General features: G+C 60.9%; 20 protein-coding genes and 1 pseudogene. 15 read left to right on the top strand and 6 right to left on the bottom strand.

Annotated elements, in window-relative coordinates; translation table 11 throughout:
* Positions 1 to 2 precede the first annotated feature (2 nt).
* The 15 genes from AC0L25_RS18870 to AC0L25_RS18800 all read left to right on the top strand — a co-directional run bounded on the left by AC0L25_RS18870 (position 3) and on the right by AC0L25_RS18800 (position 14,069).
* Positions 3 to 1,133, top strand: a complete 1,131-nt coding sequence (locus AC0L25_RS18870) for a CgeB family protein (protein WP_473596900.1) — start codon at positions 3 to 5, stop codon at positions 1,131 to 1,133.
* On the top strand, positions 1,130 to 2,224 hold the full coding sequence (locus AC0L25_RS18865) for a CgeB family protein (RefSeq protein WP_473596899.1): 1,095 nt from the start codon (positions 1,130 to 1,132) through the stop codon (positions 2,222 to 2,224). Before AC0L25_RS18870 ends, AC0L25_RS18865 begins: the two co-directional genes overlap by 4 nt.
* On the top strand, positions 2,221 to 3,330 hold the full coding sequence (locus AC0L25_RS18860; protein WP_473596898.1) for a CgeB family protein: 1,110 nt from the start codon (positions 2,221 to 2,223) through the stop codon (positions 3,328 to 3,330). Before AC0L25_RS18865 ends, AC0L25_RS18860 begins: the two co-directional genes overlap by 4 nt.
* Positions 3,327 to 4,400, top strand: coding sequence for a UDP-glucuronic acid decarboxylase family protein (locus tag AC0L25_RS18855; protein WP_473596897.1), 1,074 nt, complete (start codon positions 3,327 to 3,329; stop codon positions 4,398 to 4,400). The genes AC0L25_RS18860 and AC0L25_RS18855 overlap by 4 nt, the downstream gene beginning before the upstream one ends.
* A 138-nt stretch (positions 4,401 to 4,538) precedes the next feature.
* The gene (locus AC0L25_RS18850; protein WP_473596896.1) at positions 4,539 to 4,724 is read left to right on the top strand and encodes a hypothetical protein; all 186 of its coding nucleotides are present in this window, start codon (positions 4,539 to 4,541) and stop codon (positions 4,722 to 4,724) included.
* A gap of 149 nt (positions 4,725 to 4,873) precedes the next feature.
* The gene (locus AC0L25_RS18845) at positions 4,874 to 5,977 is read left to right on the top strand and encodes an inositol-3-phosphate synthase (protein WP_473596895.1); all 1,104 of its coding nucleotides are present in this window, start codon (positions 4,874 to 4,876) and stop codon (positions 5,975 to 5,977) included.
* On the top strand, positions 5,974 to 6,570 hold the full coding sequence (locus AC0L25_RS18840; protein WP_473596894.1) for a histidine phosphatase family protein: 597 nt from the start codon (positions 5,974 to 5,976) through the stop codon (positions 6,568 to 6,570). Before AC0L25_RS18845 ends, AC0L25_RS18840 begins: the two co-directional genes overlap by 4 nt.
* Before the next feature lie 13 nt (positions 6,571 to 6,583).
* Positions 6,584 to 7,687: a CgeB family protein gene (locus AC0L25_RS18835; protein WP_473596893.1), complete on the top strand. Its 1,104-nt coding sequence runs from the start codon at positions 6,584 to 6,586 to the stop codon at positions 7,685 to 7,687.
* Positions 7,687 to 8,493, top strand: coding sequence for a sugar phosphate nucleotidyltransferase (locus AC0L25_RS18830; protein ID WP_473596892.1), 807 nt, complete (start codon positions 7,687 to 7,689; stop codon positions 8,491 to 8,493). The genes AC0L25_RS18835 and AC0L25_RS18830 overlap by 1 nt, the downstream gene beginning before the upstream one ends.
* A 2-nt stretch (positions 8,494 to 8,495) precedes the next feature.
* A complete protein-coding gene (locus AC0L25_RS18825; RefSeq protein ID WP_473596891.1) occupies positions 8,496 to 9,257 on the top strand; it encodes a TIGR04290 family methyltransferase in 762 nt (253 codons plus the stop codon).
* A complete protein-coding gene (locus tag AC0L25_RS18820; protein WP_473596890.1) occupies positions 9,250 to 10,182 on the top strand; it encodes a glycoside hydrolase 5 family protein in 933 nt (310 codons plus the stop codon). The genes AC0L25_RS18825 and AC0L25_RS18820 overlap by 8 nt, the downstream gene beginning before the upstream one ends.
* Positions 10,183 to 10,189: 7 nt before the next feature.
* Complete coding sequence (locus AC0L25_RS18815) at positions 10,190 to 11,041, top strand: PIG-L deacetylase family protein (RefSeq protein WP_473596889.1); 852 nt, start codon at positions 10,190 to 10,192, stop codon at positions 11,039 to 11,041.
* Positions 11,038 to 12,102: a glycosyltransferase family 4 protein gene (locus AC0L25_RS18810; protein ID WP_473596888.1), complete on the top strand. Its 1,065-nt coding sequence runs from the start codon at positions 11,038 to 11,040 to the stop codon at positions 12,100 to 12,102. Before AC0L25_RS18815 ends, AC0L25_RS18810 begins: the two co-directional genes overlap by 4 nt.
* 9 nt (positions 12,103 to 12,111) lie before the next feature.
* A complete protein-coding gene (locus AC0L25_RS18805; RefSeq protein ID WP_473596887.1) occupies positions 12,112 to 13,101 on the top strand; it encodes a GNAT family N-acetyltransferase in 990 nt (329 codons plus the stop codon).
* A 62-nt stretch (positions 13,102 to 13,163) separates the two neighbouring features.
* Positions 13,164 to 14,069, top strand: a complete 906-nt coding sequence (locus AC0L25_RS18800; protein ID WP_473596886.1) for a class I SAM-dependent methyltransferase — start codon at positions 13,164 to 13,166, stop codon at positions 14,067 to 14,069.
* Positions 14,070 to 14,733: 664 nt separating this feature from the next.
* On the opposite strand, the pseudogene AC0L25_RS18795 reads toward AC0L25_RS18800, so the two are convergent.
* The 6 genes and pseudogenes from AC0L25_RS18795 to AC0L25_RS18770 form a co-directional block, all read right to left on the bottom strand.
* Positions 14,734 to 15,500 (bottom strand): annotated as a pseudogene (locus AC0L25_RS18795) (IS5 family transposase).
* Positions 15,501 to 16,042: 542 nt separating this feature from the next.
* A complete protein-coding gene (locus AC0L25_RS18790) occupies positions 16,043 to 16,606 on the bottom strand; it encodes a sigma-70 family RNA polymerase sigma factor (RefSeq protein WP_473596885.1) in 564 nt (187 codons plus the stop codon).
* A gap of 320 nt (positions 16,607 to 16,926) precedes the next feature.
* Complete coding sequence (locus tag AC0L25_RS18785) at positions 16,927 to 17,421, bottom strand: hypothetical protein (protein ID WP_473596884.1); 495 nt, start codon at positions 17,419 to 17,421, stop codon at positions 16,927 to 16,929.
* 264 nt (positions 17,422 to 17,685) lie between these two features.
* Positions 17,686 to 18,153 carry an ABC transporter ATP-binding protein gene (locus tag AC0L25_RS18780; protein WP_473596942.1) on the bottom strand — a complete coding sequence of 156 codons (468 nt, stop codon included), beginning with the start codon at positions 18,151 to 18,153 and terminating at the stop codon, positions 17,686 to 17,688.
* On the bottom strand, positions 18,134 to 18,379 hold the full coding sequence (locus AC0L25_RS18775; protein WP_473596883.1) for an ATP-binding cassette domain-containing protein: 246 nt from the start codon (positions 18,377 to 18,379) through the stop codon (positions 18,134 to 18,136). The genes AC0L25_RS18780 and AC0L25_RS18775 overlap by 20 nt, the downstream gene beginning before the upstream one ends.
* Positions 18,379 to 19,038, bottom strand: coding sequence for an ABC transporter permease (locus tag AC0L25_RS18770; protein WP_473596882.1), 660 nt, complete (start codon positions 19,036 to 19,038; stop codon positions 18,379 to 18,381). Before AC0L25_RS18770 ends, AC0L25_RS18775 begins: the two co-directional genes overlap by 1 nt.
* Positions 19,039 to 20,135 lie beyond the last annotated feature (1,097 nt).

The raw sequence follows: 20,135 nt of genomic DNA, 5'->3' as shown, positions 1-20,135 counted from the left end.
CAATGCGGTTTCTGTTCTATACGCATTCGGTGGTTTCCGACTGGAACCACGGCAACGCACATTTCCTGCGCGGCATCATGCGGGAGCTCGTTGCACGTGGGCACCAGGCGATCGCGCTGGAGCCCGCAGACGGCTGGAGCCGTTCGAACCTGCTGGGCGAGAAAGGACCGTTCGCGGTCGAGCGCTTCAGAAAGGACTTTCCGGAGCTGATGCCGGTGACCTACGACGCCTCCTTCGATCACGAAGGCTGGGTTGCCGACGCCGATGTGGTGATCGTCCACGAATGGACTGACCCGGACCTTGTCGGGCGCATCGGCAGGGCCAAGGCCAATGGAGGGGGCTTTACGCTTCTGTTCCATGACACTCACCACCGCGCTGTCTCGGCCACGCAAGCGATCTCGGCTCTACGGCTGGAGCACTATGACGGCGTGCTCGCCTTCGGCGAGGCATTGCGGGAAAGCTACCTTCGCGCCGGCTGGGGCAAACGTGCGTTCACCTGGCACGAGGCGGCGGATGCGCGCCTGTTCAAGCCGCACCCGGAGATCGGCCCTACATCTGACGTGATCTGGATTGGCAACTGGGGCGACGACGAGCGCAGTGCCGAAATCAAGGAATTCCTGATCGATCCGGTGGAAGAACTTGGCCTGAGCGGCACTGTTCATGGCGTGCGCTATCCACGCGAAGCGCTCGCCGATCTTGCCGCCGCCGGCCTCGATTACGAAGGCTGGATTGCCAATGCCGACGTGCCCAAGGCATTCGCGGTCCACCGCGTTACCGTCCACATCCCGCGGCGCCCCTATCGGGAGAGCCTGCCCGGAATCCCGACGATCCGCATGTTCGAGGCGCTCGCCTGTGGCATCCCGCTCATTTCGGCGCCTTGGGCCGATGTCGAGCAACTCTTCAGGCCAGGCATCGACTTCCTTTTCGCGCGCGACGGATCCGAGATGGGTCGTCATCTTCGCAACGTCCTGGACGATACTGAGCTGGCCGCTTCTCTGGTGAAATCCGGCCTCGAAACCATCGGGAGGCGGCACACTTGCCGGCACCGGGCGGACGAGTTGTTCGGCGTGCTCGCCGAATGCGACAATCGCCAAGCCATCCATACCATCGCCACAGAGGAGACAGTCGCATGAAGATTGCATTTTATGGATCGAGCCTGCTGTCGTCCTATTGGAACGGCGCGGCGACCTATTACCGCGGCTTGCTGAAGGCTCTTTCTCAGCTCGGCTACGACATCACTTTCTATGAACCGGACGTCTACGACAGGCAGAAGAACCGCGATATCGAGGCACCGGACTGGTGCAACGTCGTCGTCTACGAGGCGACCCCGCATGCGCTGATGCAGGTGGCAGCAAGCGCAGGCGAAGCCGACATCGTCGTCAAGGCGAGCGGAGTAGGCTTCGAGGACGAGGCGTTGCTGCGTGCGGTGCTCGATCACGCGCGCACCGATGCCCTGACAGTGTTCTGGGATGTCGACGCACCGGCAACTCTGGGCCAGTTGCGCGACGAGCCGGACCACCCCCTGCACCGCGCGTTGCGGGAGATCGATCTTGTCCTCACCTATGGCGGCGGCGATCCGGTCGTCTGGTCCTATCGTGCGCTGGGGGCGGCCGAGTGCGTGCCGATCTACAATGCGCTCGATCCCGAAACGCATCATCCGGTCGCGAAGGATAAGCGTTTCGCTTGCGATCTCGCCTTTCTCGGCAACCGCCTGCCGGACCGTGAAGCACGCGTCGAAGCCTTCTTCCTGGATCCGGCCAGCCGTTCGGGCGATCAGCGCTTTCTGCTCGGCGGATCGGGTTGGGGTGACAAGCAGCTTCCGGCGAATGTCGCATGGCTCGGCCACGTCGGGACGCGCGATCATAATGCGTTCAATGTCACACCCAAGGCGGTGCTCAACATCAGCCGCGACAGCATGGCCGCCAACGGCTTTTCACCTGCCACGCGTGTCTTCGAGGCTGCGGGTGCCGGCGCATGCCTCATCACGGACGCCTGGCTCGGCGTCGAATTGTTCCTGGTCCCTGGGGAAGAGATCCTGGTGGCGCGCGACGGCGACGATGTGGCCGAAATCATGCGGACCCTCACACCCCAGCGGGCAAAGGCGATCGGCGCATCTGCGCTTCGACGTGTTCTCGCGGAACATACCTATGCGTTGAGAGCAGCTGTGGCCGACGCTGTCTTCAGGCGTCATTTCGAGCGCCCCACCGTGGAGGCAGCGGAATGACCAAGCGGCTCGATATCGTCTTTCTTGGCCTGTCCTTGTCCTCTTCATGGGGAAACGGCCACGCCACGACCTTTCGCGGGTTGCTGAAGGGCCTGCACGAACTCGGCCATCGCATCACCTTCCTCGAACGCGACGTGCCATGGTATGCAAACCATCGCGATCTGCGCGACCCGGATTTCTGCACGTTGCGCTACTACGAAACTACGAACGATCTTCGTCGGACGTATGCCCGCTGCCTGCAGCGTGCCGATGTCGTGGTGGTTGGGTCCTTCGTCCCGGAGGGCCGAGCCGTCATCGACATTGTCGCGTCCCTGTGCACGGGCCAGTTCTGCTTCTACGACATCGACACGCCGGTCACGCTGGCAAAGCTCGCCGCGAATGATTGCGACTACATATGCCAACGGCAGATTCCGTATTTCGATGTCTATTTCTCATTCACCGGCGGGCCGACGCTCGCCCGTTTGGCGGCGGACTTCGGTGCACGGCGCGCCGAGCCGCTCTACTGCTCCGTCGACCCTGAGCGGCATCGCCGAACGACCGATCCGATCTGCTGGGACCTTGGCTATCTGGGTACCTACAGCTCGGACCGGCAGGCGACGCTGGATGCTCTCCTGCTCGAGCCGGCAAGACGCATGCCGGACCGTCGGTTCGTCGTGGCCGGCTCGCAATTCCCGTCCGAGACCGTCTGGCCGAGCAACGTCGATCGCATCGAGCATTTGCCGCCGGCGGATCACGCCGCTTTTTACAGCCGCCAGCGCTACACATTGAACGTCACACGCAGTTCCATGATAGCGGCTGGATGGTCTCCCAGCGTACGCCTCTTCGAGGCGGCTGCCTGTGGCACGGCGATCATCAGCGATCGCTGGACCGGTCTGGATAGCTTCTTTCCGACAGCCACGATCAATACGGCCGGCCAAGCCGAAGACGTGATCGATATCCTGTCCAGGCAATCCGACCGCGTCAGGCTGGCTATGGCCAAGCGAGCACGCGAAACGATACTGGCAGCACATACGGGCGCCGCGAGAGCCCGCGAATTCGTTTCGCTGCTGGCGCGGCCAAGATCGGCACGTCCAGCTCTCGATCTGGACATCGAAAGTGCAGCATGATCGGCAGACAGGAGAAAATAGAGATGCGGCAATCAAGAAGGACGCAACGGACCAAAACGGCGCTTGTCGCCGGCGGCGCGGGTTTCCTCGGTTCGCATCTTTGCGAAACACTGCTTCAGGCTGGGTACCGTGTGATCTGTGTCGATAATTTTCTTACCGGTCGGATGGAAAACATCATCTCGATCATGGACCGTCCTCGTTTCCGGCTGATCGAACAGGATATTTGCCGACCATTGGACCTTGCTGAGCCGGTGGACCGCATTTTCAACTTGGCGTGCGCCGCATCGCCGACGCGCTACCAAGCCGATCCGGTTCACACCACGCGAACCTGCGTGATCGGAACGCTCAATCTGCTTGAGCTCGCCGCCCGAAATAATGCACGCTTCCTTCAGGCATCGACAAGCGAAGTGTATGGCGATCCGGAACAGCACCCGCAAAGGGAAGACTATGTCGGTCACGTGAACTGCACCGGTCCTCGTGCCTGCTATGATGAAGGCAAGCGAACCGCCGAAACCTTGTGCTTCGATTACTTGAGAACCGAAATGGCCGACATCCGGGTCGCGCGCATCTTCAACACCTATGGTCCGAGGATGGATCCTGCCGACGGCCGGATTGTCTCGAACCTGGTGATGCAGGCCCTCGAGAAGAGAGCACTGACGATATTCGGCGACGGGCTGCAGACCAGGTCGTTCTGCTACGTCTCCGATCTGGTTGACGGTCTGGTCCGCCTTATGGATGTAGATCCCAATCCGCGCCAACCGGTCAATTTGGGCAACCCCGGGGAATTCACCGTTCTTCAACTGGCCGGATTGGTGAGAGATATGACCCACAGCAACTCGGTCTTCAAATTCCTGCCACTGCCGCAAGATGACCCTCGCCGGCGGCAACCGGACATTTCTCGGGCAAAAACTCTTCTCGATTGGTCGCCAAAGGTGCCGCTCAGGCAAGGTCTGATGCAGACGATCAGCTATTTTATGGAACTCGAAGCCAGCCGTCACGAGGATCGAATTTCCCCAATTGCGACAAATGTGAAGTCCGCTTCAGGCCGACTGCAAAACCTGCCGGCTTGAAGTCAGGGAGAGCTATGCGCCCGGGATGGTCGTGGTGAGACCGCGACCATCCCAACATGGGCTATCATTTTTTCTCATTGTGGGAACATCCATCCGAGCTCGCCGTTGGGCCACGATACCGCATGGAGGACGGAGCCCGTGCATCGAAAGCGAGCCGCCAAGGACATCGAGCAAATGGCCGCAAGGGAAACGGCTGCCTTTCTGAGACGTGCCTCGATCACCTACCTCGAATGCTGTGTGAGCCTGATGATGACGCATCTCGAGCGCGAGGAAGTGGCCACCATTCTAGAAAAAGAAGCGGATATGCTGCGAAGCCTCGACTGAGGCTTGCGGCGCTCAGGCCCAGGCAGCCTCAAACAGCGCGCAGCTTTGATCCGCCATGGAATTCGTGATTTTTCCAGGTCGCAAGGAACATTCCCGGCAGCTGACAGTTCGGCGCAGATCTTACCTTCAACAGCGATGGCGGCAGTTTCGTGGGATCAAAAAAGGTACGGATTGGAATAGCCGGCGTTGGCAATTGCGCGTCTTCCCTTGTCCAGGGCCTCTCATATTATCGGGACGCCAGAGGCAATGAGCCGATACCGGGCCTGATGCATACCGATCTCGGCGGTTATCATGTCGATGACATCCAGGTCGTCTGTGCTTTCGACGTCGCCAAGGGCAAAGTTGGGCGTGATGTGGCGGAAGCCATATACAATGCACCCAACAACACCTTCCGCTTTGCCGATGTCGCAGCAACCGGCGTTCGCGTCGAGCGCGGACCAACGCTCGACGGTATCGGCAAATATCTACGCGATGAAATCGAGGAGGCAGAAGAGCCGGTCGCGAATGTCAGCGCGCTGCTGCGAGAAAGCGGCGCTGACGTATTGGTCTCATATCTGCCGGTCGGCTCGGAACAGGCTACGCGTTTTTATGCCGAATGCGCGCTTGAGGCCGGCTGCGCCTTCGTCAACTGCATACCGGTTTTTATCGCGTCGCGGCCGGAATGGCGCCGGCGCTTCGAACAGCGCGGTCTGCCGCTGGTCGGCGACGATATCAAAAGCCAGGTCGGCGCAACGATCGTGCACCGGCTGCTCGCCAATCTGTTCCGCGAGCGCGGCGTCCGCATCGACCGCACCTATCAGCTGAATTTCGGCGGCAACACCGATTTCCTCAACATGCTGGAACGCGAGCGGCTGGAATCAAAGAAAATTTCTAAAACACAATCCGTAACCAGCCAGTTCGACGTTCCCCTGGAGGCCGGTAACATCCACGTCGGCCCCAGCGACCATGTGCCTTGGCTTGCCGATCGAAAATGGGCCTACATCCGCGTCGAAGGCACGACGTTCGGCGGCGTACCGCTGAATGCAGAGCTCAAACTGGAAGTGTGGGATTCGCCCAACTCGGCCGGGGTCGTTATCGATGCTGTCCGCTGCGCCAAGCTGGCGCTCGACCGCGGCATCGCGGGGGCGCTGACTGGCCCTTGCAGCTATTTCATGAAGTCGCCGCCCGAGCAATTCACCGATGCCGAGGCACGCCTGCGCACGCTGTCTTTCATCGCCGGGAAGGACGAGCCGATGCTCGATGCGGCGGAATGACGACGACATTCTTTTTGATCCGCCATGCGGCGCACGACAATGTCGGCGACTATCTTGCCGGACGCATGACCGGAGTTTGCCTTGGCGACACCGGCAGGGCACAAGCCTTGCGCCTGGCCGGCCACATGGCACCGAAGCCGCTAGCAGCCATCTGTTGCAGCCCGCGCGAACGAACGCTGGAAACCGCAAAACCGATCGCAGTCGCCTGCGGTCCCGATAAGATCACGATCTGCCAAGAGCTCGATGAGATCGACTTCGGCGCGTGGTCGGGAAAGACCTTCGAAGAGTTGAACCAGGACGCGGACTGGCGGACGTGGAACAGTAGGCGTCAGCAGGCGAGGACGCCGGGCGGCGAGACCATGCTGGACGTGCAGCAACGTGTCACCTCGCTGATGCAGCAGCTTCACAAACGCTACGAGAACCAGTCAGTGGCACTGGTCAGCCATGCCGACGTGATCAAGGCCGCCGTCTGCAAGGTGCTCGGCTTGCCGCTGGGAGACTGTTTTCGCTTCGATATCGATCCCGCTTCGATCACCACGGTCGTATCCGGTGACTGGGGCTCCAAGCTGATCCGATTGAACGAAGCCGCCTGACGAGGATTGCCGGATGCGAATGGTCATTTTCGGTCTCACCGTCACCTCTTCGTGGGGAAACGGACACGCGACGCTGTGGCGCGGCCTGATCCGGGCGCTGGGCGGGCTGGGCTGGTCCGTCACCTTCTTTGAACGCAACACCCCATACTATGCCGGCGCGCGCGACCTTGATCATCTCGATGGAGGCAATGTCGTTCTCTATCCGGACTGGGAGGACATTCGCCATGTCGCGGAACAGGCTATCGGGGAATCGGACGTCGTCATCGTCACGTCCTATTGCCCCGACGCCGTGGAAGCATCGCGCCTGGCGCAGCAGGCCTGTCGCGGGCTGAAAGCTTTCTACGATCTGGACACCCCGGTGACACTCGCCCGGATCGAACAAGGTCTTCGACCGGCGTATTACGGGCCCGAAGGCCTTCGCGATTTCGACCTCGTCCTGAGTTACACTGGGGGAACCGCAATCGACGCGCTTAAAACACTGCTTGGTGCCCGTCTTGTCTTGCCTCTCTACGGCCATGTCGATCCCGAGCGACACCGGCCGGCAGAGCCCCGGCCCGAATTTGCCGGGGATCTATCCTATCTCGGAACCTATGCCGCGGATCGCCAGGCCGGAGTCGAAAAGCTGCTGGTCCGCACGGCGGCGCGCCTGCCGGACCACCGCTTCGTCATCGGCGGCGCCCAATATCCGCCCGAATTTCCTTGGGGCGAAAATATCTTTTTTGTCAGGCACCTTCCGCCTGCGGATCATCCGGCCTTCTTCTGCTCATCGCGTCTGACGCTGAACGTGACCCGCGAGGCGATGGCCAAGAGGGGCTGGTGTCCTTCGGGCAGGCTGTTCGAGGCGGCAGCCTGCGGTGCGGCTATCGTGAGCGACACCTGGCCCGGGCTGAGCAGTTTTTTCCAACCCGGCAGCGAAATCATCCTTGCGGACACCACCGACGACGTGGTCGCGGCAGTCTGCTTGTCCGACAGCGAAGTTGACGCAATCCGGCGCCGTGCGCGCGAGCGGGTGTTGGACGAACACACCTCTGCGCAGCGCGCCAGGGAACTGGACCGCCTCCTGTCCGATGCATTGCAAGGCTCGACGGCGAGCGAGCCGTTGAAGGAAGCAATCTGATGTTGGGCATCGTGCCCGCGGCCGGCCGCGGCAGCCGCATTCAACCGCTCGGCTTCTCAAAGGAGCTCCTGCCGGTCGGCAGCCGCATCGACGGCCAAACCGAGCGACCCTGCGCGGTGAGCGAATATCTGGTGCGTCGCATGGTGCGCAACGGTGTCGACAAAATCTGCTTCGTCATCGGATCGGGCAAATCGGACATCCTCGAATACTACGCCGCCGGCTACGGCGACGCCGCTGCACTGTTCGTCGTACAGCCGACCCCCGTCGGTCTTTGCGATGCGATCTTCCGCGCCGCACCGCTCGTCGCACCGGACGAGACGGTTCTGATCGGTCTGCCCGACACGATCTGGTTTCCGGAAGATGGCTTCTGCCGCCTGCCGGACGACCGGCTGTCGTTTCTACTCTTCCCGGTGGATCACCCCGAACTCTTCGATGCCGTCGTTCTCGACCAGGGCGATCGAGTGAGGGAGATCCAGGTCAAGCAACAAGACGCCGCATCGAACTGGATTTGGGGCGCGTTCAAGATGCCGGGCCGCATACTTCACCAGCTTGCCGCGCTTTGGCGCGAGCGGGAACAAAGCGATGAATACGTCGGTACACTTATCAATGCCTATCTGGCGGCCGGCGGTGAGGCTTACGGCGTCAAGGCAGGCACCGCCTATGTCGACGTCGGCACTTTCAACGGCTACCGCACGGCACTTCGGCTGCTTGAGAACAACGAAACTGTGTTGAAGGACCCGAAAAACCTCATGTTCGTGCTGCGAGGGCAGTCGCAGATACCAAGCCATCCAGGTGAAGGAGGCTAGCCATGCTGCATTCGAACGCCGAAATCCGTCGCCGCATCGATGCTCTTGGCCCGTGGTTCCACAATATGGAGCTGGCAGGCGTCGAAACCGCCCCCGACCATTTCCTCGGCAACTACCCGCTGATCAAATGGCGCAAGTTCGCCGACGCCATTCCTGCCGATCTGTCCGGCAAGGCCGTGCTCGACATAGGCTGCAACGCCGGCTTCTACTCGATCGAGATGAAACGACGCGGCGCCGGCCGTGTCCTCGGCATCGATTTTGATGAAGCCTATCTGGCTCAGGCGCGCTTCGCCGCCGAAATCGCGGACTGCGACATCGAATTCCAGCAACTGTCGGTCTACGACATCGGCGCGCTGCGGGAGCAATTCGACATCGTCCTGTTCATGGGTGTGCTGTATCACCTGCGCCACCCCCTGCTCGCTCTCGATCTGATCCGGGAGCACGTCGCCGGCGACCTGATGATCTTCCAGTCCATGCAGCGCGGCAGCACCGAACTGCCTGCACTCGATGAGAATTATCCTTTCTGGACACACGATCTGTTCGACCGGCCGGAGTTTCCCAAGCTCCATTTCGTCGAGCATCGCTATGCCGACGACCCGACCAACTGGTGGATTCCCAATAGCGCCTGCACCGAAGCTATGCTGCGAAGCGCCGGCTTCGAGATCGTGCTGCACCCGGAACAAGAGGTTTATTTCTGCCGCGCCGCCGATGAGCCGGCAGGCGGCGGCGCCGTCTACCCGTCGAAAGGACAACTTCATGATTGAAGCCGCGATGATCTGGAACGAGCCGAACAACAAGTCCCACTGGGATCCCGAACTCGACCCCGACTGGAGCCGCTTCGCCAATATGGCAATACTGGCAGCCGATGCGATCGCATCGGAAAACCCCGCCGTGACCAAGATCCTGGGCGGCATTTCGCCGATCGATGCTGATTTCATGGCGCTCATGAAGGGGTACGGGGTGCTTGATCATGTCGATGCCGTCGGGGTGCATGGCTTCCCGCTCGACTGGAATCTCTGGCAGCTTCAGGAATGGCCCCAGAAGATCGGCGAGATTTCGAGCGTCACCGAGCTTCCCGTATGGGTCAGCGAAGTTGGTGTGTCGAGTTTCGGGGCCGAGGAGGTACAGCTGTGGGGTTTGCGCAGGAGCGCCGAACTGCTGCTCGGCAATGCCTCGCGTGTACAATGGTACAGCCTCTATGATCTTCCGCGCGAATGGGGGGCAACGACGCGTCATCGCGAGGCGGAAGGCTCCTCCTACTATCGCCACTTCTACATGGGCCTCCTACGCGAAGACGGTACGCCCAAATCCGCGCTCGAGGAATTCCTGCGTTACACGCCCGAAATGGGACTGGTGCAATGGTTCCACTTTGAAGATCCCCGGCTGGACGACGCCGTCGCCTGGATGAAACGGCTGGGCGTCACCAAGCTGCGCACCGGGCTTTCCTGGGCCGACAGCTTCAGGCCGAATGCGCTGGACTGGTACGACCGACAGATGGAAGCACTTGCCGATTTCGACGTGACCATCACCTTCTGCTTCACTCCAGAGCACCGCGGAGTGATGCCGCATCACACCAGTCCGCCGCTGATACCGGAGGAATTCGCCGAGTTTTGCGCGACGATGACCCGCCGCTACGCTCCCGCCATGGCTGCCTCGCCGGTCAGAGCCGTGCGGGCTTCGGCAGCATGAGTCTGTCATGCAACTCGCACCCGATAGGCCCGGAACGCTCGCCGACTTCGCGGCCCTGTTGCTAGGCTCGGCACCGCATGGCTCTGACGGTGCTGAAATCGTGATCGTTGTCGCGCATCCAGACGACGAGACCATCGGCATTGGCGGGCATCTTTCCGGATTGCGCGGATCTCGCATCGTTCACGTCACCGACGGCGCGCCGCGAGACCTTGACGACGCGCGAGCGTACGGATTCGAGACGTGGCAGGACTACGCCGAGGCCCGCCATAAGGAGTTGGAGACGGCGGTGGCGGCAGCGGGTTTGCCGTCGACGGCGCTGATCAGCCTCGGTTATCCGGACAAGCAAGCCGCCGGAAATCTTAGCTCGCTCGCACGGGAACTGACCGGCGTTTTGTCCGAGCGCGATGTCAGCTTCGTCTGTACGCATCCTTATGAAGGCGGTCACCCTGATCATGACGCGACCGCCTTTGCCGTCCATGCGGCCTGCCATTTGCTGCGCCGCCACGGACGCCATGCGCCGGCCATCATCGAAATGGCGTTCTATTGCGCCGGGCCTGATGGCGCGGTCCTCCAGGATTTCAACAGTGATTCCGGCAGTGACTGCATCGAACTGCACCTTACGGAAGCGGCTTTCGAACGGAAGCAGTGCATGCTGGCTTGCCACTGGACACAGCAACGGACGCTGGCGCCGTTTGCGGCGCGCGTCGAACGTTTCCGGGTGGCGCCCGCCTATGATTTCCTGGCGCTGCCGAACAACGGCAAGCTTTATTACGAGGCGCTTCCGCTCGGCTTCGAGCCGGCGGTTTGGCTCCACGCCGCAGCCGCTGCACATGAGGAGCTTGGGCTCGACCGGCCATGACCCTCACCGTCCTGAACGTCGCCTACCCTCTCGCGCCAGTCGGCCCGGATGCGGTTGGCGGTGCCGAGCAGGTGCTATCGATGCTCGACCAGGCACTCGTGCGCGCGGGACACGGCTCCATCGTGATCGGTTGCCAGGGCTCCAAAGCAGAGGGCGTCCTCATCGAGACACCTGCTGAACCAGGCGTGCTCGACGATGCGGCGAAAAAACGGGCACAGCGCTCCCACCGCGTGGCGATAGAATCCGCACGCGCCCGTTGGCCGATCGACGTGGTTCATCTGCACGGCATCGATTTTGATGCCTATCTGCCTGACGATGGCCCGACACTTGTAAGCCTGCACCTGCCGCTCGATTGGTATCCTGCCGACGCCTTGCGCACGGTCCGTGACGATCTATGGCTTCACGCCGTCTCGGTGGCCCAACAGAGGACCGCGCCGGCGGGTGCCAGACTGGTTGCGCCCATTCCAAACGGCGTCGATATCGACGCGCTGAGCGCCCGGCAGTCCAAGCGCAACTTCGCGCTGTTGCTCAGCCGCATTTGCCCGGAAAAGGGCATCCACCTGGCACTGGACGCGGCCAAACAGGCTGGTGTGCCGCTGGTCATCGGCGGCAAGGTCTACCCCTACGAAACGCACACGCTGTACTTTCGTGACGAAGTCCAGCCGCGCCTCGACAAGCGGTGCCGCTTCCTCGGTCCGCTCGGCTTCACCGCCAAACGGCGCTTTCTCAACGCCGCCCGTTGCCTGGTCATGCCCAGCCTTGCCGCAGAAACCAGCTCGCTTGTAGCGATGGAGGCCCTCGCCTGCGGCACGCCGGTTGTCGCCTTTGCAAACGGCGCGCTGCCGGACGTGGTCGAACACGGCAGGACGGGCTTTCTGGTGAACGACGTCGACGAGATGGCGGAGGCCATCGTCGCAGCCTCCCGCCTGGATCCCGAGATATGCCGGGCCGAGGCGCGGCGGCGCTTTTCGCTCGACCGGATGATTTCGTCTTACATGGACGCCTACCGTGCGCTGGCAGGGCTGGGTACCAGCCGCAGGCGCCTGGCGGCGGCGCAGTGAGCGGTTTTCATGTTCCGCTCAGAGATCATCGACGATCCGGCCGCTCTTGGGGCCCTGGCGCCGCGCTGGCGGGAGCTCTGGGCGCACAGCCGGACGGCGACGCCGTTCCAATGCCCCGCTTGGCTGGTGCCGTGGTGGCGCACATTCGCGCCCGGAGAGCTGACGGCGATCGCCGTCTGGCGTGGCGACGATCTGGTGGGATTGGCCCCGCTTTACCTGGAGGACGCATCTTTCGGCTTGAGACTGCTTCCGGTCGGGATTTCATTAAGCGACTATCTGGATGTCCTGTGTTTCCCCGGCATCGAGGCGGCTGTCGCCGCCGTCATCGCCGACCGGGTTCTTGCGATCAATTGGTCGCAATGGATCTTATCGGACCTACCGGCGGGTGCTGCGGGTCTCACCATTACGCACCCTGCGCTGGAGGCGGGTCAACTCGTCGACCACGCCGCTTGTCCCGTGCTCCCGATCGCTGGTGACAATGCGCTTGCGGTCTGTGTTCCAGCGCGGCGAAGACGCCAGTTGCGCCGCGCACACAAGGCCGCATGCAGGCGCGGCCGCGTCTCCATCATACCGGCGCAAGCCGATCCCAACGCATTTTTCGATCACCTGATCCGCCTTCACGGGGCGCGTTGGGCCGGGCGTGGCGACGGCGTTCTGGCCGATCCGGCTGCGGAAGAATTCCATCGGCAGGCGCTTCCCCTGCTTGCCGCACAGGGTCTTGTCCGATGCTGGCTTGTTGCTATCGATGATGCAATCGTCGGCGCCTACTACGGATTTCACCATCGCCACCGCGCCTACGCCTACCTTGGCGGTTTTGATCCGGCCTATGCCGAGGAAAGCCCCGGCGCAATCCTGATCGGTCACGCGATTGCCGAGGCGGCTCGTGAAGGGGCGCTGGAGTTCGATTTCCTGCGCGGCCAGGAGACCTACAAATATGGCTGGGGCGCCGTCGACCAATGGACAACGCGAAAGGTCTGGACGCGGAGCATGGCTCGATGAGCACGACTGGACGAAAACCATCGTCACAGTCGTCGACCGCAAGAATGGTGATCGAGGAGTGCATGGCCGACAATGCCTGCGTCGAAGCTATCATTGCCAGGCTGGCGCTTCGCTTCGAGACGGGGATCGATGCCGCAGAACTGGCCGAAGTGGCGCTGGATATGTGCGCAGCCGACCTTCGCAACCGAGACAGGCTGGAGCGGATTGCCGAGCTGCTTCATCACAGGCCTGATATCTTTGCCATGCTGCGCGAAACAGGTGCGGCCGTTCGCCATGAGCGTAATGAGGAGGAAACGGATGCCGCGGTCGTCCGGCGGCTGGCCTCCGGCTTCGATGCCGCGGCGATGATTTCCTTGGCGGCGAGCGTTCAGCTGTCTTCGTTAGGAGACGAGGAGAGACTCACCGCCGCCACCGACGAGATCGTCGTATGGTTGGGAAGGCAAGGCTTCACCGGCGCCGGCCGGGACATACTGGACATTGGTTGCGGCATCGGGCGTTTCGAAAGCGCGCTCTCCGATGCAGCGCACCGGATCGTCGGCATCGACATAGCCCTAGAGATGATTTCGGTCGCTCGCCGGCGATGTGCCGGGCTGCGCAATGTGGAGCTGCGACTGACCTCTGGTCTCGATCTTGCCGATTTCAGCAACGCAAGCTTCGATTGCGTGCTGGCTGTCGACAGTTTCCCCTATCTGGTGCTGGCTGGCCTGGCGGAGCGGCATTTCAAGGAAATTGCGCGTGTTCTGAAAACGTCAGGCATGGCAGCACTTCTGAACTACTCCTATCGCGGATCGCCGGCGTTGGATCGTGCTGATGTTCACCGCCTCGCCGAAGCCCACGGCATGCAAGTTGTGGTTGACGGCGAGAAGCCGTTCCGCCTGTGGGATGGCAATGCCTTTCTTCTTATGGCATCCGACGGAACATTACGGCCCAATTATTGTTCGGGCCTCAAAGAGAAAAGGCACCTGTGAGTGCCCACAATCCGAAGGAGGACTAGATGGCATCCGGCGGCAAGATAGACATCATCTCTGCCGCCAGGGTAAAGGCTCTGGGGCCGGCGTGATGACCGGTTGGCCAAAGCACGAGGTCGAGGAAACGCGGCTTTGTCCAACAGAGGCCAAAAGCAGCATACCGAGCGACGCCGGCTCGATGACAATCGGATCAATTCCGATCAGTATCACGCCGCAGATCGGCTCTCTTAAGACTGACTGCTGCAACCGCAGACGCCAATCATGACCAGTGGCCAGCTGAGGTCGCGGGAGTCGAGTTGTCGAGCGCACCCGGGAATATTGCCCGAAGGAACCGAGGGAAAGCATAGGCTTTCCCGACGAGACCAGCGGCTTCGAAACAATGCTGTGCAAGGGACGGCGCTGGCTGTGAGGACGACGCGGCAATCCTTGCAACTCTTATTGCTGTCACCACACTGGTGAAGGGATCAATTCATTAAGAGAACACTATGTCTCGCTCGAGCGACGATACCATCAGCCCGCAACTCCGGCTGGCAATAGACCGGAAGATTGCATCTCTGCTGACTGCTATCGAGCAGGAAAAGGTCCCCGACCGGCTGACTGATCTTGCGGTTCAATTGCAGAGCGCGCTTGTCGAGAAGCGTCGGTGCAACGCAAAGAAAGAAGACTAGGACGTAGACTCATTACCGCGTAGCCAGATGCGGACTGCGACGAGTTTGAGGGCGGCCAGATAGTTCTCAGCCAGTTTATCGTAACGGGTCGCGATGCGGCGGAACTGCTTGGCTTTGTTGAAGAAGCGCTCGATCAGGTTACGGGCTTTATATAAGAAAGGGCTGAAGCAGATCGCGTCCTTGCGGTTGGCTTTGGGCGGGATGTTGGCCCATGCCTTTCGCTCGGTGACAGCAGTGCGCAATGCGTTTGCATCGTAGCCCTTGTCGGCGAGTAGCATGGCACCCTCAGGCAAATCCTTGATCAAGTCCGCTGCGGAGGCGATGTCGCTCTTATGGCCTGCCGTGAGCGACAGCTTGATCGGCCTGCCTTGGGCGTCGACAAGAGCATGGATTTTGGTTGTCAGCCCGCCTCGGGAACGACCGAGAAAATGATCTCGATCCCCCTTTTTGCCGTCGCGCCCTGCTGATGGACGCGAACAATGGAGGTGTCGATCATCTGTACCTTGCCGTCATGGTCTTTGGTGATGGCGTCCATGAGGCGGTCCCACACGCCTGCTTTTCGCCATCGGACGAAGCGATTGTAGCAGGTGGTGCGTGGGCCGTATCTCTCTGGCAGATCGCGCCATGGCGCACCGGATCGCAGCACCCAGAAGATGCCGTTCAGGACGCGCCGATCATCGACACGCGGCACGCCTCGCGGTTTGTTGGGCAACAGCGGCTCGATCACGCGCCATTCGAAGTCGGTCAGGTCATATCGGCTCATGCGGAGTCTGAATCAGGTTTCGCCGCGATAGGAAAGCCTCAATCGGAAAACGGACCCAACGCGGACGATCAAGGCAACCGGGGCCGCCGCTGCAAGTGCAAGCCTGTCCGCTCGCACTCTGCGGCAAGGACAATCAGCCGGTCGTCATCCGTTGTACGGAACGCGGTTGGAACCAAGTTCAGTTGCGTGGAAGGCGACCAGTTGGCTGGCGGCTTTTCCTTGGGCCATGACCAAAAGGCACATTGCTCCGTCTCAACCCAGTGCTTGCGCACCGCATGGCAGCCCTCCACCGTCACATCGCTGTAACCGTATTGAGCCCCGCAGCACCCGCAGATTTCATAGCTCGCCAATTTGCCATCCTTGCCCCAAGGATAATCAGGAAAGTGATCGAAGCCGCAGACCGGCAGCGGGACATAGGATGCAGGTCGAGCGGTTCTTGAACGATTGCCATCGCATCTTCCTCCACAGGGTGCAGTTTCCTCACATGGAGCGACGACAGCTTTCCACCGATCGCATTCCGCATTTATGAGTTCACAGCCTAGCTATCGACGCCTGTCGACTGCGAGGTTCCCCTGTGCTTCGGAGAGGTGATTGCGTCTTTCCACCAATGTCTGCAACGAACTTTCGCCGAGGTATTCCAGCACGCTGGCGCGCGCTCGGTTCAGCCGGCTCTTTACCGTTCCCACCGCGCAACCGCATATTTCGGCAGTTTCTTCATAGCTGACGCCAAGAACTCCGATCAGCATCAGCACCTCGCGCTGATGTTCGGGCAGCCTCTGGACTGCGTTAGAGACTTCTTTGCTCTGAACGGACCACTCCTGCGTCGCCTCCGTAATCGGGATTGCGGAGGCGCAGTCAAGCAGGCCTGGTTTTTCCCTGTCGGCGGCCTTAATGCGCGTATAATAGGTGTTGCGCATGATGGTGAAGAGCCATGACTTCATACGCGTTCCGGGCTCGAACTTATCGATGTTGGCGAGCGCTTTGGTCAACGTCTCCTGGACCAGGTCATCAGCATCGTCAGGAACACGGCAGAAGGTGCGGGCGAAGGCTCGCAAGGCAGGTATCAGGTCAACGATGGAAACGTCATTCGCTTCCTGGTTGGCCAAGGCGTAGCCCCTCGAGGACAATGGTCCAGCTCCCAGCAAGAATAAGTTGATGCAGCAGACCTAGCTAAATGCATGAAGGTTGGGTTCGTTCCGGACGTTGAAATAAGTCGCTAGAAAATCTCGGATGGGCGAAATACGCGCAGGCCGTGCGTTTTGCGGCTGAGCTTCTTTTGCGGCAATTCCCGCCCGCGGAGCAGCCAAGGGAAATGCCCCGCCCTTTCATCGGTTTCACGTCGCAAGCCGAGCCGCTTCTGGCCAAGGCAGGTACCGGAGCCGCGGCAACCAAGTGGGCGGAAGCATCCTTTCGCTGCGGAGGCACCTTATGACCGGTCGTTGTTCTTAGCCGCTTCCTCTCGCTGCTTTTTCAGGACTTCGTCAGTCCCGACCAGCTTTTTCGCGCCGCCGGAGATCGCTGTGGACACCACGGCCGGCGGGTCGCTCGCGGGAAAGGAATCCTCAAGTCCGGCCTGCAACTGGTCTTCCAAGGTTTTCGGCTCTTCCGACCGACCGAGTGTCCTTCGAGTTTCTGCTTCCTCCAGCGGCTGTTTCATTTTCGGCGAACAACTGACCTCTCGAACACAGGCGTAAAGCTGTTCGATGGCAAATTCCTTCATTGTCTCGAAATCGGCCCTCTCGTCATGCATTGCCTCGATCTGATCGACCATAGTCTTCTCGAACCGGTCAAGGCTATCGCTTCCGCAGGCCTGGCAAAGACGCAATAATGCCTCGTGGAGCACTTTCGGACCAAAATAAGCAGACGCTTCGAGCTTGAGCCGCTGCAGATGCTCTGGAGTTACCGCCTGAAGTTTTGACATATGCAGCCCTTTCGCCTGACGAGCATATCAACGGCAATGGTCGGCAGATGTTCCATTCACCCGGCACGATGCACAGCTCTTGTTCAGCGAGCCGCCGCCTATCGCTGCAACGCAAACTGGTCGACGCGATTTCTGGCCGGTAGATCCGGCAATCTTGCGGTAACGTGCGGCCAGGATTGGTTTGAGCGCTTGGTCGAGAATGCCGCAAGCGCGAAAATGCCGGTGTCTGTCTGTGGGCTATCGGTCATTTGCAGCGGCGGGTGTCTACCTCCGTGCTCGGCCGTCTTCGAGTTCGAGCGTCGAATCGAAATAAGTCATCCAGCGCGTATCGTGGGTCACAACACAGATCGCGACATTGCGACTGTCCGCCAGATGCCTGAAGACCGTCATCACCATCTCCGCCCGCGTGCCGTCCAGCGCAGCAGTGGGTTCGTCGGCCAGAATGACGGTAGGATCGTTAGCCAGGGCCCTCGCGATCGAAACGCGCTGCTGCTCGCCGCCGGAAAGCTGGGACGGATAGTTGGAGCCGCGATGTCCCATGCCCAACGCATCGAGCAGCCTCGCGGCTCGCACCTGCGCCTGCTCTCGACCGACATCGTTGACCTGCATGGCGATGGCGACGTTCTCGGCCGCCGTGAGGAAAGGGATCAAATTCGCCTTTTGGAATACAAAGCCAAGGTGGGTCCGCCTGAAGGTCCGCAGCTCGTTGAACTTAGCACCGGGACGCGAAATTACCTTGCCGTCGAACAGAACCTCTCCCGTAGTCGGAGCTCTCCAGCAGACCGGCGATCATCAGCAGTGTCGTCTTGCCCGAGCCGCTGGGGCCGACGATGCCGCTGACGGCGCCGGGGCTCAAGGTCAGCGAACCTTCAGCCAGCGCGGTGACCGGGGAGCCGCCGCTTTCATAGACTTTGCTGGCGCTGCGGACCTCCAGCGTGGCGAGACGGCGCTGCGACATCAGGCCAGCACTTCCTGGGCACGGACCGCGAGCGCACGACGGATCGCAAACCAGCTGGCAGCAAGGCTGAGCGCCATGAGCACCAACGACAACACGCCCAGGTCGGATTCGGTGATCAGCACGGTTCTCGGGAATCTCGGATAGATCATGAACGAGATGGCGATGGCCAGAACGAGGCCGCAAAACCCGATCATCCCCGCCTGCTGCGCGATCATGCCGATGATCACCCTGTCACGGGCGCCAATCAGCTTTAAAAGCGCTATCTGCGCGACCTTATCGATCGTCATCGTATAGATGGTCAGCGCTATGACGGCGCAGCAGATGAGCAGCGTCATCGTCGTGAAAGCCAGGATCTGGACGCGGAGCTTGCCGAGGCGGCCGTCCAGCAGAAGCGTTTCCTTATCCTGAGTCAGGACCTCGACATCACCCCAGCGCTTGATCGCGTCACGCACGACCTCCTTGTCGGCGCCCGGGAGAGTTTCGACGATCACCGCGGCGACACTTCCGGTATCATCGCCCAGATCCATGCGGGTCTTGCCCTTGGCGGCGCGGTTGAGGAGGATCGCTTCGCTGGGCAGGAGCTGATTTGATGACCTGCGCGTCCGGGATGGTGACGAACAGCAGGCGGTCGCCACCATATCGACCTGCCCGGTCGACACGCCGACAATCGTATAGCTATCCCGTCCAAGCCGGATCTCGTCGCCAACAGCCAGGCCGAGCGTTTTGTCGGCTATCGCTGCTTTTAAGCCAATGTGACTGCTTTTTAAGCCGATCCGACTGCTTTTTTAAGTCGATTTGTCTATTTTTGAGAGGAGCGCCGTCCGCTCAATCTTCCGCGCTAAGCTTGATACCAGGGTCAACCGAGGTCCAACTGCTGAAAGCGTGAAGGCAAGCCGTGCTGTCGAAGTCGAAGAGACGTGCGACGGCCTGTGGACCGCGTGCACTCCAGGCGGCGGCGGCCACATGGTGCGCGCTTGGGCGGAACTCACCGGTGATAGGATATAGGCTTCGCCGTTCGCCTCCATGCCTATTTCAAGTCCCTCTCCGGAGAGGCCGACGCCTGCGGCCTTGAGCAAGGCTTCGCGACAAGTCCAAAACCGGTAGAACATCAGGCGACGAGCGTCTGATGTCAGGGATTTCAAGCCGTGTGACCTCACCGGGCGCGAACAGAGAGCGGGCGATGGACATCTCGTCGCTCAGCGGGGCGACGAGCTCAATATCCACGCCGACCTGCCCGGCGGCGGCCACGGCCACAAGGGCAAGCTCCCCAGAATGCGAAAGGTTGAAGGCGAGACGCCCGTCCGCAAGGACCGGCTTTCCTTCGGGGGTCTCGCGCAGATCAAGCTCTTCTGGCGCACTGTGCTGTCAGTTTACGTCGGCCAAGCGGCAAGGCGGCATGAGCTGCCAAGTGACGCCGTTGATCGCGCTCAAACACAAACCGACCGCCCCTGGTCAATTCAGCTGGGCTAAGCGCGGCCAGGTCCAATTGTGAAATTGGAGCATCGAGGGCGATCCGCCATATATGGACGTCGAAGCCGAGAACTGGCGTCGCCCGCGCGCCATGTTCTTGCAAGACAACACCGCTGTGCTTCATACACTTTGCTCGCCGACAGAAGAGCGCGGCATGGCGCCCGATCGATCGACGCCGATGGTAGCTGGTGATTAGCCATTAAGGAACGCTAGAGCGTTCTGTCATTTGATTGAATCGTAGGGATTCCCGAATCACGACAATTTTGATTCAACCTGCTGGCTGGGA

The sequence above is a fragment of the Mesorhizobium sp. WSM4813 genome, from assembly GCF_055811555.1.
This window is presented reverse-complemented; position numbering and strand designations above follow the sequence as displayed.